This is a genomic window from Mycolicibacterium brumae, from assembly GCF_025215495.1.
Taxonomy (GTDB): domain Bacteria; phylum Actinomycetota; class Actinomycetes; order Mycobacteriales; family Mycobacteriaceae; genus Mycobacterium; species Mycobacterium brumae.
On the sequence record NZ_CP104302.1, the window covers coordinates 3,031,147 to 3,047,994 of the forward strand.

Below are 16,848 nucleotides of genomic sequence, written 5' to 3' on the forward strand. Positions count from 1 at the left end.
CCACCGGGACACCAAGTGGCAACAGATGTAGTCAACCGGGTGACTAGCAGGAGCAGGCCGGGTGCCGCCGCCATCTCCGGGACAGGATGGATCCGGCGGCGACGTCGACCTCGAGGGTGGTGGCCAGCGCGGCGGGTTTGGGCGGTCGGGGCCCGCCGGCGACGGCCTCGATCACGGCGTCCACCTGACGCAATGCCAACGCGCTGGTGGCCAGCAGCGTCGAGCGGTCCGCCAGGCCGATCCGGTCTCGGAGCTGGGCGGCGAGCGCCGGCCAGGCCGGATCGCGGTCGGCGCGGTGCAGGTCCGCGCAGTTCAGGCAGGAGGTCATTCCGGGGATCACCAGCGGCCCGACGAGGCCGCGGCCGTCGCGCACCCGCACCGGCAGATGCGCGATCCGATCGCGGGTGAGTTCGCGGGCCAGCCGCGGGTCGACGACCTGGTGGTCGGTCAGCACCACCAGGTCGGTTTGGGTGCGGTCGACGACGATGCCCGCCGAGCTGGTGCAGGTGACCCGCGCGCCGGAATGGCTCAGGCCGTCGCGCAGCAGTTGCGCCAGCGGGCCGGGCCCGTGGATCCGGATGCCGGCCGAGCGGGTCTTTCGCTGGGCGCTCGGTGTCGGGGTCGGCTCCGGTGTGACGATGCCGGCGGCGACGAGTTCGCCGACCAGGTCGTCGATGGTGGAGTCCAGGCCGTCGTCGACGGTGCTCTGGACGTGGTTTCTGAGGTGGTTTCTGAGGTCGGCGACGCTGGCTCCGCCCTGCAGATGCCTGAGCACCGAAACCAGTGCGGCAGAACGCAATTGAGTTTCGGTCCGGACCAGAACCGCCCGGCGGGGGTCCCAGCCGATCTGGGCGGCCCCGTCCGGTCGACACAGCACCGCCAACGCGGGGTCGAGCCGGTAGCGCGTCGCTTGGGTGACCATGTGCCACCGTGGCACATCCGGCGGCGCCGGTCACTTCAGGTTGGTGCGCTTGTGCTTGTGTGCGGGGCGGGCGGGGTGTCACAGTTCACCGGTGACGCCTGTGGCCCCGGAGGTGCCAACAGCACCAACGGCACCAACGGCACCAACGGCACCAACGGAAAAGGCAATTCCTGTTTGCCCGCCTCTGAGCGACGCTTTCCCACACTGAGCGACACGGTCTCACCTTCAGCGACAGCGCCGCGGGGGCAATGCGCTGCCCGCACAATGCGGAAAACGGTTGTGACGACCGTCTGCGAACGATCCCTGGGCACTCGCCCGCGAACAATGGTTGGAGTTCGACCACGGACAATTGTTGGGAGTTTGACCGCGGGCAATGGTTGGGAGGTCAGGTGAGCGACGTGTTCACAAGGGAGTACCTGCGCATCGCATCCGAAGTGCTCGACGACGTCGAATCCGCCATCCGGGATTGTGACGACACGACGATCAACGCCGTCCCCGCGCGTGGTGGCGTCCCTGCCTCGGGCGTCAACTCCGTGTTCGCACTGGTCACCCACATCGACGGGATGGTCGGATTTTGGCTGGGTTCGGTCGTTTCCGGGTTGGATATCCCTCGGGATCGCGCGGCTGAGTTCGTCGCGACCGGAACCGTCGCCGAGGCGCTGGCGCTGCTGGATCAGACGCGCGGCCGTGTGCTGGCCTGGATGCCGCGGGCACTGGAGGACGGGATCGCGAATCCGGGGGCAACCGGGTCGACCCGTGCCGACATCGCCTCGGCCACTCCGCAGTTCGTCGTCCTGCATGTGCTGCGCGAGCTCGCCCAGCACGCGGGGCACCTACAGATCTGCCGGGACCTCGTCGTCCCGGACTGATCGCTCGTCGCTCAGGGCGGGACATAATCACTTCGTGTCAGCACTGACCTGCGATTGCTGCGGCGCGCCGATCGAGAACACCGATCGCATCGACATCGGTAGTTACCTGCCCGACGACCTGGCATCGCTGGACGAACGACGGATCATCAGGGATGACGGTGGGCTCGTCCGGCACAAGGGCGTCGGGCACTTTGTGCGCTGCATCCTGGAGGTGCGCCTCACCGGTGGGGTTCTGCTCGCGCTGGGAATCTGGATTCTCGTCGACAAATCCACCTATGAGCGCTGCCGCACAAACTGGAACGACCCGTCGTACCTCGATCTCGTCATCGATGGCACGCTGGCCAGCGAACTGGCCGGCCTGCCCGCTCAGTATGGCGCGCCGGTGACCGCGCGGCCCGTCGCGCAGGATCAGTTGCCGTACGTCACGGCGTCGTCGGACCCGCGGGTCAACCGCATTCGGTCCGACACGTGGGACCGCGACGAAGTGCTCTCGTCCTATGACTGCCCGTTGCCCATCGCTGTGCGGACCCGGCTGAGCAATGGCTGGACTGTCGAACGCAGCGCCGCGCTGGAACGGCGATTCGGCGAGGACGGCCTGGTGGAGTTCTACGACGACATCCGCTCCGTGGGGATCGAGACCTTCCAGGACACCATCGCGCGGACACCCGAGGAGACGCTGCGGGAGTTCCTGCACGGCGACTCACCGACACCCGAGGATCAACACCGCACCTGGCGAGAGGGCCCGGAGTTGCGGAACACCTTCTGGGCGGAGTCCATGCCACGGCCCGACGGGGGCACGGAGGCGGTGTTCTTCGGGCAGGTCATCCGCAATGGCGACATCATCTACTTCACCTGCGCGCCCGGCTTCGGCGGCAACCGAGCATGGGCCGAGCACGTGTTCAGATCCCTTACCGCTCCGGGCGCCCCCGGCCAGGGATGAGAGCAGCCCTACCCCGCCGACGGCGCACGTCGGCAGCGAACGTCGGCGGGGGTCGGGCTGGTTCTAGGCCGCGGCGGCGTCCTTGCGGGGACGGCCGCGTGGGCGCTTGCGGGCAATGATCGTTCCGCCTTCGAAGATCTCGCCACCCCACACGCCCCACGGCTCGGCGCGTTCGATGGCGGCGGACAGGCACTGGGCGCGCAGCGGGCACGCGCCGCAGAGGTCCTTGGCCTTCTCCAGGTCGGCCGGGTTGTCGGCGAACCACAGATCCGCCTCCTCGACATGACACGGCAGGACCGGGCGCTGGCGGGACAGGACTGTCGTCGTCATGAGATTTCACCTACTTCCTTCTGGTCTGTTCCGGTTGTTGGAGCCGGTGACCATTGGTTTCGAGGTGAAACAACAATGGCCACGGATCCGGGTTGACGGGGTCCGTGGCCATTTAGGCGTTTCGTTCAGTTCCTAGGCGGAACCTCGAATCTGGGACCCTGCGTCGACGCGGTGCTTGCCGGCGGTCGCGGCTGCTCCGGCGTGCCACGCGGCGGCGGTGGCCGGAGCGGCGCCGAAGGCCGGAGCGGTGGCGGGAGCCGGGACGGCGGCCGACGGCACAGCGGCGAAGCGCGAAGCGACAAAGCGCGGAGCGGCGACGCGAGCGCTGACTACGCTGTGCATGTCGCCCTCCTTTGGCGTCGGCGGTTCACGCGGGTCCTGACAATCGTGGTCGATCGCGGCCGATGGCCACGGTCGATGAGTCGAGGCTAACCGCTACCCGCGGGTAGCCACAACCCATTTTTGACCTGCGGTTTTATCCCCACGCGCGATCCGGGCTACTTAACGCGGGCCTTGACCAGCGCCAACACGTCGGCGCCGAACTGCTCCAATTTGCGCGCGCCGATCCCCGGTATCGCGGTGAGCGCGGCGTCGTCGGTGGGCAACGCCTCAGCGATCGCGATCAGCGTGTTGTCGGTGAACACCACGTAGGCAGGCACCTTCAACTCCTCGCGCATCCGCGAGCGCCAGTCCTTGAGATCGGCCAGCAGCTGCTCGTCGAGGTTCGACGGGCAGTCCGCGCAGCGGCCGATGATGATGGCGTCCCGGTCGCTGAGCACCGCGTTGCACACCCGGCACCGCGTCCGGCCACCCTTGCGCGACGACGACCGGGCCGGGCGCGCCGCCGAAACCGCCGACTGCGGGGCGATGCCATTGAGGAACCGCGACGGTTTGCGGGACTGCCGACCGCCCGGCGTGCGGGCCAGCGCCCAGCTCAGCGCCAGATGCTCACGCGCGCGGGTCACCCCGACGTAGAGCAACCGACGCTCCTCCTCGACCGCTTCGCTGTCCGGACCGTGGCTCAGGGCGTGGCTGATCGGCAGGGTCCCGTCGGCCAGCCCGACCAGGAACACCGCGTCCCATTCCAGACCCTTCGCGGCGTGCAGCGACGCCAGCGTGACGCCCTGAACGGTGGGTGGGTGCCGGGAGTCGGCGCGCACCCGCAGTTCGGCGACCAGCCCGGCCAGATCGAGCTCGGGGCGCAGCGCTGCTTCCTCGGCGGCCAGTTCGGCCAACGCGTCCAGGGCGTCCCAGCGCTCCCGCGCCTTGGCGCCCGGCGGCGGGCTGGCGGTCAGCCCGAGCGGCTCCAGCAACTCCCGGACCAACTCGGCCAGATCCGCGTCGGGATCGGTTCCGCGTTCGGCGGCCCGCGCCATCGCGACCAGCGACTGCCGGACCTCCTGGCGGCTGAAGAAGCCCTCGCCGCCGCGGACCTGATACGGGACGCCGGCGGTGGTCAGCGCCTCCTCGTACACCTCCGACTGCGCGTTGATCCGGTACAGCACCGCGATCTCGGCGGGCTCGGTGCCCGATTCAATCAGCGCCGCAATGGATTTCGCGACGGCGGCGGCCTCGGCCACCTCGTCGGTGTGCTCGGAGAACCGCGGCGCCGGGCCAGCCGGGCGCTGGCCGATCAACTGCAGCCGGCTACCGGCCACCCGGCCGCGGGCGGCCCCGATCACCCGGTTGGCCAGCGACACCACCTGCGGGGTGGACCGGTAGTCGCGCTCCAGCCGCACCACGGTGGCCTCCGGGAAGGTCCGGGAGAAGTCCAGCAGGTAGTTCGGAGTGGCGCCGGTGAACGAGTAGATGGTCTGGTTGGCGTCGCCGACGACGGTCAGGTCGTCGCGGTCGCCGAGCCACGCCGAGAGCACCCGGTGCTGCAGCGGGGTGACGTCCTGGAACTCGTCGACCACGAAGCAGCGGTACCGGTCGCGGAACTCCGCGGCGATCCCGGCGTCGTTCTCGATGGCGGCGGCGGTGTGCAGCAGCAGGTCGTCGAAGTCCAGCAGGGTGACCTCGCCGCGGGCCTTGAGCTGCTCGTAGTTGGCGTAGACGGCGGCGATCTGGGCGGCGTCCATCGGGATATCGCGGCCGGATTTGGCCGCCGCGGCGGCGTACCCCTCGGGCGTCACCAGCGACGCCTTGGCCCACTCGATCTCGCCGGCAAGGTCGCGGACGGTGTCGGTGCCGGTGCCGGCCCGGGCCCGGTTGGCGGCCTGGGCGACGATGGCGAACTTGCTGTCGAGCAGCTGCCAGTCCGAGGCGCCGACCACCCGCGGCCAGAAGTACTTGAGTTGCCGTCGGGCGGCGGCGTGGAAGGTCAGCGCCTGCACCGACCCCAGCCGGGCCACCCCGGCCGAGCCGTCGGACAGCCCGGCCTCCAGGGCGCGCAGCCGGCCGCGCATCTCCCCCGCCGCGCGGGCGGTGAAGGTCACGGCCAGCACCTGACCGGCCGACACGTGCCCGGTGGCCACCAGGTGCGCGATGCGGTGGGTGATGGTGCGGGTCTTGCCGGTGCCCGCGCCGGCCAGCACGCAGACCGGCCCGCGCCCGGCCAGCACGGCCGCGCGCTGCTCGTCGTCCAGGGCGGCCACGATGGCCGAGGAAGTCACAGTCATGGTCTCGCGACTCAGTCTGTCAGGCGGGCCCGACAAGTGGAGCGGCGAGGGACGAGCTGCGAAAAGCTTGGCGGCGACGAACACCGACATGCGCCCCGCAGCCTGGGGATCCGCCCGCCGAACGCCGGGGAATGCCGCGGGCCGTCGGATAGGTTAGTTCTCACTATGAGCGACTCTCTGATCATGTACTCGACCCAGTGGTGCGGCTATTGCAAGCGGCTGGAGACCCAGCTGAAGGCCTCCGGCATCGAGTACAGCAAGGTCGACATCGAGCAGGACCCCGAAGCCGCGGCGTTCGTCGCCGGCGCCAACGGCGGCAACCAGACGGTTCCGACGCTGAAGTTCGCTGACGGCTCGACGCTGACCAACCCGAACCTGCGCGAGGTCAAGGCCAAACTGGGCCTCTGATCGCCGGACGCAATTCCACCTGCCGATAGGCTGGTCGCGACGAGGTGGCCGACGGGAGGTGCGATGGACGAGGAGTTCGGCCGGTACCGCCTGCGCGGCACCCTGGGCACCGGCGGGATGGGCGAGGTCTATCGGGCCTATGACACTGCGCTGGACCGCGACGTCGCGCTGAAGGTGCTGCACGCCGGCGCGGCCACCGACCCGGTGTTCGTGGCCCGATTCGAACGTGAGGCGCGCATCGCTGCCGGCGTCGACGAGCCGCACATCGTGCCGATCTACGACTCCGGCGAGTTCAACGGCCGGCTGTTCATCGCGATGCGGCTGATCAACGGCACCGACGTCGGGACCATGCTCAAGGGCGGCCCGCTGCCGCCGGAGCAGGCCGCTTCGCTGATCGAGCAGGCCGCCGCCGCGCTGGACTCCGCGCACGAGGCGGGGCTGGAGCACCGCGACATCAAACCCGGCAACCTGCTGGTCACGCCGAAGAACTTCCTGTACCTGATCGACTTCGGCATCGCCCGCGCGCCGGGTGAGTCGCAGCTGACGAACACCAACGCGACGATCGGGACGGCCGCCTACATCGCGCCGGAACGGCTCACCCGTGGGGTGGCCGACCACCGCGCCGACATCTACTCGCTGGCCTGTGTGCTGTTCGAGTGCCTCACCGGCTCCAAGCCGTACGAGGGCGAGAGCCTCGAGCGTCAGCTCTACGCCCATGTGCACGAGCCGCCGCCGAAGCCGAGCGAGCTCAACCCGGCGGTGCCGCTGGCGTTTGACGCCGTGATCGCCCGCGGCATGGCCGTCGACCCCGACCAGCGGTTCCAGACCGCGTCGTCGCTGGCCGCGGCCGCGCGGGACGCGTTGCGCGAGGCGAATGGGCACGCGGTCACCTCGACCGGGCACCTGGCGGCGCCGGAGTACACCGGGCCGATGTCACCGCCGGGTGGGCCGATGTACCGGCAGCCGCCGAGCGGACCTCCTCCCGGCGCGGCACCGTCTCCCGGCATGGCGCCGCCCAGCGGGCCGACGCCGACGCGGCAGCTGGAGGTGCCGGGCCCCGGCTATCCCGACACCCGAGCGCTGCCGACGCCTCCCCCGGCCGCCGCGCGCCCGCAGCGCCCGGCCCCCGCGCCACAACCGCAGCCGCAGCCGCAGGCCCAGCCTGTGGCCGCCCAGCCGCAGGCTCCTGCCGCGTCCGGCCCGACCGAAGCGCCGTCGGACCCGACGCGTTCCCGGCGCTGGGTGATCGCGGCGGCGGTCGTCGCGGTCGTCGCGGCGCTGACCGTCGCCATCGTCCTCGGCATGCGCGGCGGCGGGGGCGATGACGTGCAGACCGGCGCGGTGGTGCAACCCGTGCAGGCGACCGTGTTCGCCGACGGCGCCGACGCCGACCATCCGGAACGCGCCGACCGCGCCATCGACGGCGATCCGGACACCGGCTGGACCACCGACGTCTACACCGACGCGGTGCCGTTCCCCACCTTCAAGACCGGCGTCGGCCTGATCCTGCAGCTGCCGAGCCCGACGAAGGTCGGGACGGTTTCCGTGCGGGTGCCCAGCACCGGCACCGCGGTCGAGATCCGCTCGGCGGATTCGGCGAAACCCAGCTCGCTGGCGGACACCACCAAACTGGCCGGCCCGGTCACGCTGCAGCCCGGCGACAACACCATCACCGTGGACGCCGACGAGCCCACGTCGTACCTGCTGGTGTGGATCTCCACGCTGGGCGCCACCGACGGACGCAGCAGGACCGAACTCTCCGAGATCGTCGTCCACGCCGCCAAGTAGGCGCGGCCGGCCGGAGCCGGCCAGCCCGAGCCGGTGAGTCCGTGGCGGGTCAGTCCGTGGCAGTCACTCTGAGGCGAACGCCCAGGACTCGATGATCTCCCGAGCGATGGACACCGAACCGGGCAGCAGCAGGTCGCCGGCGGGCTGCGGCGTCGACCAGTCCCCGGCGCCCAGCGCGGCGCGGACCTGGTCGCGGGTGAACCAGCGGGCCTCGGCGATCTCGCCGTCGGAGTAGACGAACGGCTGGTTCGGGTCGGCCTCGCCGTGGAAGCCCACCATCAGCGACCGCGGGAACGGCCAGGGCTGACTGCCGAGATAGCGCACGTTGGAAACGGCCAGCCCGACCTCCTCGTGCGCCTCGCGGACCACGCACGCCTCGAACGACTCGCCGGCCTCGACGAACCCGGCCAGCAGCGAGTACATCTTTTCCGGCCAGCCGGCCTGGCGGGCCAGCACCACGCGGTCGGCGCCGTCGTCGACCAGCACGATCACCGCCGGGTCGATCCGCGGGAACTCCTCGTGCCCGGTGTCCGGATTCTGCCGCGCCCAGCCGGACCGGATGGGCACGACGGTCGCGCCGTCCAGCGGGCTGAACCGGGCGCCGTCGTGCCAGTTCAGCAGCGCGGTGGCGGTGACGAACAATTGGGCGGACACATCGTCGAGATCGGCGCCGCCGCGGCGCAGGTCCGCCGCGTGGGCGCCCTCCGGGGGCTCGGGCAGCGGGCCGCGAATCGCCCAGACGTGCCGGTCGTCGGGCAGCCGGCCGAGGAACACCGCGTCGGCCGGCGGCGTCGGGCCGAGCTCGGCCGTCGGCGACAGCACCACGCTGCTGCCGCTGACCAGCACCTGCCCGCGCACGTCGACCCACAACACAGCGGCATGCGCCCAAGCCGACACCGCGGCGTCGAGGTCGGTGCGCAGGCCGTCGGAGCGGTCGGCGCCCACCCGGGACAGCAGCGGGACGGCGCGCAGGTGGAAGTCGGGCATGGCGACCTCAGTCCTTGTCCTCGGACGCGGTGCGGACGTACAGCAGCCGGTCGCCTTCCTCGATGGCGTCCGCGCCGGGCTCGTCGATGCGCATCAACTCGCCGTCGCGCACCACACCGAGCACCAGGTCCGACAGGTGCTTCGGGGAGCCGCCGACCTCCTTGCGCTCGACCGCGCGTTCGGCGATCGAGAAGCCCTCGTCGGGGGTGAGCAGGTCCTCGACGAGCTCCACCACGCTCGGCATCGCGGTCGCCATGCCGAGCAGCCGGCCGGCGGTCTCACTGGAGACCACCACCGAATCGGCGCCGGACTGCTTGAGCAGATGCTGGTTCTCCGACTCGCGGATCGCGGCGATGATCTTCGCCTTGGGGGCGAGTTCGCGGGCGGTGAGGGTGACCATCACCGCGGTGGGGTCGCTGTTCGGGGCGACGATGATCGACGCCGCGTGCTGAGCGCCGGCCAATCGCAGCACGTCGGCGCGGTTGGCGTCCCCGCGGACGGTGACCAGACCGGCGGAGGCGGCGCGTTCCAGCGACGGCTGGTCGGTGTCGACGACGACGATCTCCGCCGGCGGCGTCCCGTCGCCGATCATCGCGGCGACGGCCGACTTCCCCTTGGTGCCGTATCCCACGACGATGGTGTGGTTGCGCACGGATCTCCTCCACCGCTGGATCTGGAAGGCCTGCCGGGACGCCGCGGTCAGCGTCTCGACGGTGGTGCCGATCAGGACGATCAGGAAGGCCACCCGCAGCGGGGTGATGACCAGCACGTTGACCAGTCGGGCCTGTTCGCTGACCGGGGTGATGTCGCCGTAGCCGGTGGTCGAGAGCGACACCGTCGCGTAGTACACGCAGTCCAGCAGGGACAGGCCACCGACCCGGTCGCCGTCGCGGTAGCCCTCACGGTCGAGATAGACGATGAGCACCGCGAGGGTCAAAGCCGCGACCGCGTAGAACATTCGGCGCAGGATGCGCGACACCGGGCTGACGAACCGCTCCGGCATGTGCAGGGTGTCGATGAGTTCGGCGTCACGCCGGTTGGTCAGCGCGTCGTCGAGACCGCGCAACCGGCGACGCAACCTATTGCTCGCCACGTCAAGTCACCAGATCCGGCTGGGGCACGTCACAATGAAAGCATGGCGCTCCCGTTGCCTCAGACGAACATGCCCGATACCGCGACCATCGCCCGGTTCATGTCCGGCGTACTCGCCGCAATAGGGGTGCTGCATTTCGCGGCGCCCAAACCGTTCGACTCGATCGTTCCGGAGCAACTCCCCGGCGACGCGCGGATGTACACCTACGCCTCCGGCGTCGCGGAATTGGGAACCGCCGCGCTGTTGGCGGCGCCGTCGACCCGGCGCCTCGGCGGGCTGGTCGCGCTGCTGACGTTCGTCGGGGTGTGGCCGGCGAATTTCAACATGGCCTACCAGTGGCGGGACAAGCCGCTGCCGCTGCGGGTGGGCGCGTACGCCCGGCTGCCGCTGCAGATTCCGATGATCATCGCGGCGTACCGGGTGTGGAAGCGGGGCTGAGCAGTCCGTCAAGATCGTCGGCGCCGGGCAGCGACTCGGGGTAGACGGTCGCCCCGGTGCGCACGTAGTGGAACGCGGCGTTGACCCGCTCCGGTTCGCATCCTGCCAGCGCAGCCCAGGCAATCCGGTACACGGCCAGCTGAATAGCGTTGTGCGCCAGGGATTCCGCGTCCTTCGGCGGCGACCCGGTCTTCCAGTCCAGCACGGTGAAGCCGTCGCCGTCGGCGAAGACCGCGTCGATGCGGCCGCGGACGACCTTCTCCCCGATCGCCATCTCGAACGGGACCTCGAGTTCGACGGGCGTGCGATTGGCCCATCGCGAGGAGTTGAACGCGGTCTGCAGCAGGGCCAGCTGGTCCGGATCGACCGGCGGCGCGTCGACCGCGCCAGGCAGGTCTTCCAGGTCGAACAGCCGGTCGGCGCGGTAGTAGCGCTGCACCCACTCGTGGAACGCGGTGCCCAGCAGGGTGTTGCTGTCCGGCGGGGACGGCAGTCGGCGGCGCAGCCGGGCGGCGGCGTTGTCTGGGTCGCGGCCCAGTTCGACGAGGTTGCTGACCGACAGTTGCCCGGGCAGGGTGTCGCGGCGCTGTTCGGGTTCGCGGGCGCGTTCGGCGAGCAGCGCGTCGACCTCGGCGGCCCACGGGTCGTCGTCGGTTGCGTTGGTTACGTTGGCCGGGTCGCCGGCCGCGGCCATGGCGGCGCGAACCAGTTCCGCTCCGCGCTGCACGCTGGTGCGCCCGCCACCGAGCGGGTCATCCGGCCACATCGCCTCAATAATGTTCTGCTGCAACGGGTTCGGCGTGCCGACGGCCGGAGCTGGGGACCACACGTCGACCTGGCCGCAGCCGTTGGCCCGCGCGATATCGGCGAGTTCGGTGAGGAACGGCGACGGCCCACGCGGTTTGAGGCCGGTCTCGCCCCAGTGATGCCCGGACAGCAGCAGGGTGTCCTCGGCGCGGGTGAGCGCGACGTAGAGCAGCCGGCGTTCCTCGTCGTCGCGGCGCTGCGCCAGCGCGGCCTTGTGCGCGGTGATGGTGTCGCTCAGTTGCTTGCGGTTGGTCACCTCGGAGGTGTCGAGCACCGGGACGCCGTGCTCGCCGAGGGTGACCCGGTCGCCGCGCAGCACCGGCGGCAGCTGTCCGGGGCTGGTCAGCCAGGTCCCGCCGGCCGTCGACGACGGGAAGACCCCACCGGACAGGTGCGGCACCGCCACCAGCTGCCATTCCAGGCCCTTGGCCGCGTGCACGGTGAGGATCTGCACCCGGCCCGCCGCGGCTGTCACCGGCTCCGCCGGGGCCAGCCCGCCCTCGACGGTCATCGCGGCGTCGAGGTAGCCCAGCAGGCCCAGCACCGGGTCGGCGTCTCGGCTGCTGACCCGCGCGGCGTACCCGTCGACGACGTCGGCGAAGGCGTCGAGCTGCTCGGTCCCGCGGCCGGCGGCGATCACCTCGACATCGGACCGCAGCGTCGCGCGGACCGCGGCGACCAGATCCGGCAGCGGGTGGTGCAGCTGGGCGCGCAGCGCGCTGAGTTCGGCGGCGAGCTCGGCGATCCGGCGGTGGCCTGATTCGGAATACGCGTCGGCGGGACCCGGCTCGCAGATCGCATCGGCCAGCGCCGGGTGGTCGGCGTCCGGGGCCAGACCGGCGGCGATGTGCGCGGGATCCCCGCCGCCGGCGGGTCCCTGCAGGTCACGGGCGCGACGCCACAGCGCCGCGAGGTCGGCGGCCCCGAGCCGCCAGCGCGGCCCGGTCAGCACCCGCAGCGCCGCCGACCCGGCGGCCGGGTCGGCGACCAGCCGCAGCATCGCGACCAGGTCGGCGACCTCGTCGATGGCCAGCAGGCCCGCCAGCCCGACGACCTCCACCGGCACGCCGCGGGCGCGCAGCGCGTCGGCGATGGGGCCCGAATCGGCGTTGCGGCGCACCAGCACCGCCGCGGTCGGGGGCTCGGCCGCCGCGTCGACGGCGTCGGCCCAGCGTCGCGCGATCTGGTCGGCGAGCCAGTCCCGCTCGGCGACGATGTCGCCGCACAGCGCGATCTTCACCTCGCCGGGTTCGGCGTCCGGGCGGGGCAGCAGTTCGCCGACCTCGACCGAGCGCCGTCGCGCCGGCTCAGACACCGCGTTGGCCAGGGTCAGCGTCGACGGCGGATTGCGCCAACTGGTCCGCAGCTCCAGCATGGGGGCTTCTGCGCCGTCGGAGAGTTGGAAGTCGGTGGCGAAGCGCGGCAGGTTGGTCGCCGACGCGCCGCGCCAGCCGTAGATGGACTGGATCGGATCGCCGACGGCGGTCAGCGCCAGGGTGTCGTCGACACCGTGGCCGAACAGTTCCGACAGCAGCACCCGCTGGGCGTGGCCGGTGTCCTGGTATTCGTCGAGCAGCACCACCCGGTAGCGGGCGCGCAGCTGGGCCCCGACCTCGGACTGTTGCTGGGCCAGCCGGGCGGCGGCGGACATCTGCGCGCCGAAGTCCATCACCTTCGCGTCGCGCATCCGTTGCTCGACCGCGTCGATCAGCGGGACCAGGCCGGCGCGTTCGATCTGGACGTCGAGCATGGCCAGCAGGTCCTTGCTCGGTTCTGCGCGCTGGCGGGGACCGGGCGGCAGCGTGGTGACCAGCCGACCGAGTTCGGCGTGGGTGTGGCGCACCGCGTCGGTGTCGACGAGGTGCTCGGCGAGGTCGCCGGCCAGGCCGAGCACCAGCCCGGTGACCGCTGCCGGGGTGCGCGTGGTGTCGAGTTCCCCGGGGTGGCGGGCGATCACGTCGTAGGCCAGCTGCCACATTTCGGTGGCGCCGATCAACCGGGCGTCGGGCTCGACGGGGAGCAGAAGTCCGAACTCGCTCAACAGGTTTCCGGCGAACGCGTGATAGGTGGATACCGCCGGTTGTTCGGTTTCAACCGTGCTCGGGGGCAGTAGTCCGGCGGAGCCGAGTTTGGCCAGCCGCGACCGGACCCGGCGGGACAGCTGGCCGGCGGCCTTGCGGGTGAAGGTCAGGCCGAGCACCTGCCCGGGGGTGGCGTAGCCGTTGGCGACCAGCCACACCACCCGCGCGGCCATCGTCTCGGTCTTACCGGCGCCGGCGCCGGCGATGACGACCAGCGGTCCGGGCGGCGCCGCGATGACGGCCGCCTGCTCGTCGGTCGGTGTGTGCAGGCCAAGGATGTCGGCGAGCTCGGCCGGGGACAGGTCCGTGCGGGTGCGGTTCATGCTGTTCCCGGGTCGCGGTGGGCGGGGCAGTGCGCGCGCATCGGGCAGTGCGCGCAGCCGGCGTTGCGGCGGGCGGTGAACTCCGGTCCGGTCATGTCGGTGGCCGCGGCGGCGATGGTCTGCCGCCAGTGCTCGCGGGTCTCGTCGGTGAGCGGATCCTGTTCGCGCACAGTGGCGCCCGCGGCCCCGGTTTTGCCGACGTAGACCAGCCTGGCCCCGCCGGGGGTCTCCCCCGCGCCGAGCAGCCCCTCGGCGACGGCGAGCTGGTACATGGCGAGCTGGGCGTGCGCGGCGGCGTCGGCCTTGGTGGCCGGGTTGCGGCCGGTCTTGACGTCGACGATGACGAGCCGGCCGTCGGCGTCGCGTTCCACCCGGTCGGCGCGGCCGCGGATACGGACGCCGGCGCCGGTGTCCGCGTCGGCGGTGTCTGCGTCGGCGGTGTCTGCGTCGGCGGTGTCTGCGTCTGCGTCGGCGGCGTCGAGGGGGCCGTCGACGCCGACCTCGACGCCCACCTCGGTCAGCTCGCCGCGGGTTCCGGTCCGCCACTCCTCGAACGCGACCAGCATGTCGAGGTGACGCTGCAGTTCGTTGCGGGCGTGCCACGGCGAGTCGAAAGGCAGCTGATCCCACAGCTTTTCCAGTTCGTTCGCGCGCTGCTGCGGGGTGCGGGCGACGTCGGCGATCAGCGCGTGCACCAGCGTCCCGAGCGAGGAGGCCATATTGCGGGCGTCGGAGCCGCCGTGGCGTTCGGCCAGCCAGCGCAGCGGGCAGTCGGTGACGGTCTGCAGGGTCGACGGGGACATCGGGATCGGGTCGGCGCCGTCGTGCACGGGCGCCGCGGTGCTGACCGTGGCCAGCCCGTGCCAGTCGTCGGGGTTCGCGCCGGGCACTCCGGCCGCAGCCAGCCGCGCCAACTGCGTTGCCGCGCTGCGCCTTTGATCATCGGTTGCGGCGCCATCCGGCGCGCAGAGCATCGCGCGCAACCGACCGACCACCGAGGTCTCCGACAGCACCGGCACCGGGCCGGTCAGCGGGGCCGGGACCGCATCGGCGGGCGCGTTTTCCGCGGTGGCGACACGGGAGATCTCCCGGAAGAACGCCGACGGCGACTCGTCGCCGTCGCCCTCACCGGAGTCGACCGCGGTGACGATCAACTGGTCACGGCTGCGGCCCATCGCGGTGAGCAGCAGCCGACGCTCGTCGGCGACCAGCGGGGCGCGGGTGGAAACCACACCGGTGACCCCGTCCAGGGTGTCCAGCAGCGCCTGGGTGGCGAGCACGCCGCCGCGCGGAATGGTGTTGGGCCACAGGCCTTCCTGCAGGCCGGCGATGACCACCACGTCCCATTCTCGGCCGAGTGCCTGCTGCGGACTGAGCACGGTGACCGCGTCGGGTGTCTCGTTCGGTTCGCCGACGGTGACCGGCAGGGTCAGCCCGGCGACGTGATCGGCGAGGGTACGGGCGGTCGCGCCGGGGCTGCGCTCCAGGAACTGCTCGGCGACGTCGAAAAGTTCGGTGACGGCGTCGAGGTCGGCTTCGGCCCGCGCGGCGCCCGGCCCGCCGCGTTCGGCGGCGGCCAGCAGCCGGGGCTGTAGTCCACTGCGCCGCCAGGCCTGCCACAGCCGCCGGCGCGGGTCGCCGTCGGCGCGGGCGGCCTTGAGCACGGCGGCGACCCGCTGCAGTTGCCGCGCGCCCGGACCGTTGACGGCTCCGGGGGCGTTGAGCGCCTCGGCGGCGAGTTCGCCGAAGTCCCGCGGCGGGCTGGCGCCGTCGAGACGGCGCAGGGTGCGGCGCAACTGCCGCAGCGTGACCGGGTCGATCCGGCCGATCGGCCCCGTCAGCAGCGCCAGCGCGTCATCCCCGCCGAGGTCGCCGTCGGCGGCCTGCAGGACGGTGAGAAGCGCTCGCACGCAGGCGTTCTCGGCGATGGGCGGGCGGGTGCGGCCAGCGGCGACCGGCACCCCGGCGGCGGTCAGCGTGCGGGTCAGGGCGGCGCCAACGCGGGTGACCGAACGCACGATGACCGCCATCTGTCCCCAGGCGACGCCGTCGAGCAGATGCGCCCGGCGCAGGGTGTCGGCGATGGCGGCGGCCTCGGCGTGCGCCGAGCCGACGACGATGGCGCGCACCTGGCCGGGATCCTCGTTCTCACCGCTGAGCTGGCGGGCCGGGCCGGTTCCGGGCAGCAGCGCGGCCACCGCCGAGATCGCCTTGGCGACAGCGGGTTTGCAGCGGTGCGAGTGGGTCAGTTCGACGAGCGAACCGTCGGATTCGGCGAGCAGCCCGGCGTCGGCGCCGCGGAACCCGAATGCGCTCTGATTGGGGTCACCGGCGATGACGGTGAGTTCGGGCCCGGGCGCGAGCAGCCGGACCAGCCGGGCGGCCTGCGGGTCCAGGTGCTGTGCGTCGTCGACGAGCAACACCGACAGGCGCGCGCGCTCGGCGTCGAGCAGGTCCGGGTCAGCCAGCAGGGTGTCGACGGCCGCGCCGATCAGCTCGGCGGCGCCCAGCGCCGGGATGGTGGCCTGTGGGGCGGCCATCCCGACCGCGGCGCGCAGCATCATCACCTGCTCGTATTGGTTGGCGAAGCGCGCGGCGGCGACCCACTCGGGGCGGTTGGCGCGTTTGCCGAGGCGTTTGAGTTCGCTCGGGTCGATGCCGCGTTCGGCACAGCGGGCCAGCAGGTCACGCAGTTCGTTGGCGAAGGCGGCGGTGGCCAGCGCCGGGCGTAGCGCGGGTGGCCAGTGCGCGGCGCCGTCCTCGGCGTCACCGGCCAGCAGGTCGCGGATGATGCCGTCCTGCTCGGTTCCGGTGATCAGCCGTGGCGGCGGGTCGCCGGCGCGTTGGGCGGCGCGGGCCAGCAGCGCGAAGGCGTAGCCGTGGGCGGTGCGGACCAGAGGCTCTCGGATGACCTGGGTTCGGCCACCCCGGGCGCCGAGCAGGGCGGTGGTCAGCGCGGTTCGGGCCGCGGTGCCGGGCTTGCCGGCGGTGGTGAGCAGCAGCACCTTCTCCGGGTCGACGCCCGCGGCGATGCGGGCGGCGGCGATGTCGACCAGCATGCTGCTCTTGCCGGTCCCGGGTCCGCCGAGCACTCGGACGACGCCGCGCAGGGTGTCCGGCAGCGCCGCGGCGGTGGCGCGTTCGGTGGTGGTCATGGCTGTATGTCACCACGTCGGTCCGACAAGTTCGGGGACGCGACACACCGACGCCTCGGAGGCTTTCGGTGCGTGCCACACGAGTA

Annotated in this window: 13 protein-coding genes; 5 read left to right on the plus strand and 8 right to left on the minus strand. The window is 71.8% G+C overall.

The window, feature by feature from the left end; genetic code table 11:
* Window positions 1-43: 43 nt before the first annotated feature.
* Window positions 44-922, minus strand: coding sequence for a bacteriocin biosynthesis cyclodehydratase domain-containing protein (locus L2Z93_RS14700; RefSeq protein ID WP_090590698.1), 879 nt, complete (start codon window positions 920-922; stop codon window positions 44-46).
* Between the two features lie 389 nt (window positions 923-1,311).
* On the opposite strand from L2Z93_RS14700, the gene L2Z93_RS14705 reads away from it, so the two are divergent.
* The gene (locus L2Z93_RS14705; RefSeq protein ID WP_234786191.1) at window positions 1,312-1,791 is read left to right on the plus strand and encodes a DinB family protein; all 480 of its coding nucleotides are present in this window, start codon (window positions 1,312-1,314) and stop codon (window positions 1,789-1,791) included.
* 34 nt (window positions 1,792-1,825) lie between these two features.
* On the plus strand, window positions 1,826-2,731 hold the full coding sequence (locus L2Z93_RS14710) for a DUF2199 domain-containing protein (protein ID WP_090590705.1): 906 nt from the start codon (window positions 1,826-1,828) through the stop codon (window positions 2,729-2,731).
* Window positions 2,732-2,794: 63 nt separating this feature from the next.
* Here L2Z93_RS14710 and L2Z93_RS14715 read toward each other — a convergent pair whose 3' ends face one another.
* The 3 genes from L2Z93_RS14715 to L2Z93_RS14725 form a co-directional block, all read right to left on the minus strand.
* The gene (locus L2Z93_RS14715) at window positions 2,795-3,061 is read right to left on the minus strand and encodes a WhiB family transcriptional regulator (RefSeq protein WP_090590709.1); all 267 of its coding nucleotides are present in this window, start codon (window positions 3,059-3,061) and stop codon (window positions 2,795-2,797) included.
* A gap of 132 nt (window positions 3,062-3,193) precedes the next feature.
* Window positions 3,194-3,403 carry a hypothetical protein gene (locus tag L2Z93_RS14720; RefSeq protein ID WP_162561979.1) on the minus strand — a complete coding sequence of 70 codons (210 nt, stop codon included), beginning with the start codon at window positions 3,401-3,403 and terminating at the stop codon, window positions 3,194-3,196.
* 155 nt (window positions 3,404-3,558) lie between these two features.
* Complete coding sequence (locus L2Z93_RS14725) at window positions 3,559-5,682, minus strand: ATP-dependent DNA helicase UvrD2 (RefSeq protein WP_090590713.1); 2,124 nt, start codon at window positions 5,680-5,682, stop codon at window positions 3,559-3,561.
* 165 nt (window positions 5,683-5,847) lie between these two features.
* On the opposite strand from L2Z93_RS14725, the gene L2Z93_RS14730 reads away from it, so the two are divergent.
* Both L2Z93_RS14730 and L2Z93_RS14735 read left to right on the plus strand, forming a co-directional pair.
* On the plus strand, window positions 5,848-6,090 hold the full coding sequence (locus L2Z93_RS14730) for a mycoredoxin (RefSeq protein ID WP_090590717.1): 243 nt from the start codon (window positions 5,848-5,850) through the stop codon (window positions 6,088-6,090).
* Window positions 6,091-6,153: 63 nt separating this feature from the next.
* On the plus strand, window positions 6,154-7,878 hold the full coding sequence (locus L2Z93_RS14735; RefSeq protein ID WP_090590721.1) for a serine/threonine-protein kinase: 1,725 nt from the start codon (window positions 6,154-6,156) through the stop codon (window positions 7,876-7,878).
* A gap of 63 nt (window positions 7,879-7,941) precedes the next feature.
* On the opposite strand, the gene nudC is transcribed toward L2Z93_RS14735, so the two are convergent.
* Both nudC and L2Z93_RS14745 read right to left on the minus strand, forming a co-directional pair.
* Window positions 7,942-8,865 carry an NAD(+) diphosphatase gene (nudC, locus tag L2Z93_RS14740; RefSeq protein ID WP_090590726.1) on the minus strand — a complete coding sequence of 308 codons (924 nt, stop codon included), beginning with the start codon at window positions 8,863-8,865 and terminating at the stop codon, window positions 7,942-7,944.
* Between the two features lie 7 nt (window positions 8,866-8,872).
* Window positions 8,873-9,958: a potassium channel family protein gene (locus L2Z93_RS14745; RefSeq protein WP_090590730.1), complete on the minus strand. Its 1,086-nt coding sequence runs from the start codon at window positions 9,956-9,958 to the stop codon at window positions 8,873-8,875.
* A 69-nt stretch (window positions 9,959-10,027) separates the two neighbouring features.
* On the opposite strand from L2Z93_RS14745, the gene L2Z93_RS14750 reads away from it, so the two are divergent.
* Entirely contained in the window at window positions 10,028-10,396 is a 369-nt protein-coding gene (locus L2Z93_RS14750; protein WP_090590733.1) for a DoxX family protein, read from the plus strand.
* Here the strand turns inward: L2Z93_RS14750 and L2Z93_RS14755 are convergent.
* Together L2Z93_RS14755 and L2Z93_RS14760 are read right to left on the minus strand one after the other, a co-directional pair.
* A complete protein-coding gene (locus tag L2Z93_RS14755) occupies window positions 10,362-13,607 on the minus strand; it encodes an ATP-dependent helicase (RefSeq protein ID WP_090590736.1) in 3,246 nt (1,081 codons plus the stop codon). The genes L2Z93_RS14750 and L2Z93_RS14755 overlap by 35 nt on opposite strands.
* Window positions 13,604-16,762 carry an ATP-dependent helicase gene (locus L2Z93_RS14760; RefSeq protein WP_090590740.1) on the minus strand — a complete coding sequence of 1,053 codons (3,159 nt, stop codon included), beginning with the start codon at window positions 16,760-16,762 and terminating at the stop codon, window positions 13,604-13,606. The genes L2Z93_RS14755 and L2Z93_RS14760 overlap by 4 nt, the downstream gene beginning before the upstream one ends.
* Window positions 16,763-16,848 lie beyond the last annotated feature (86 nt).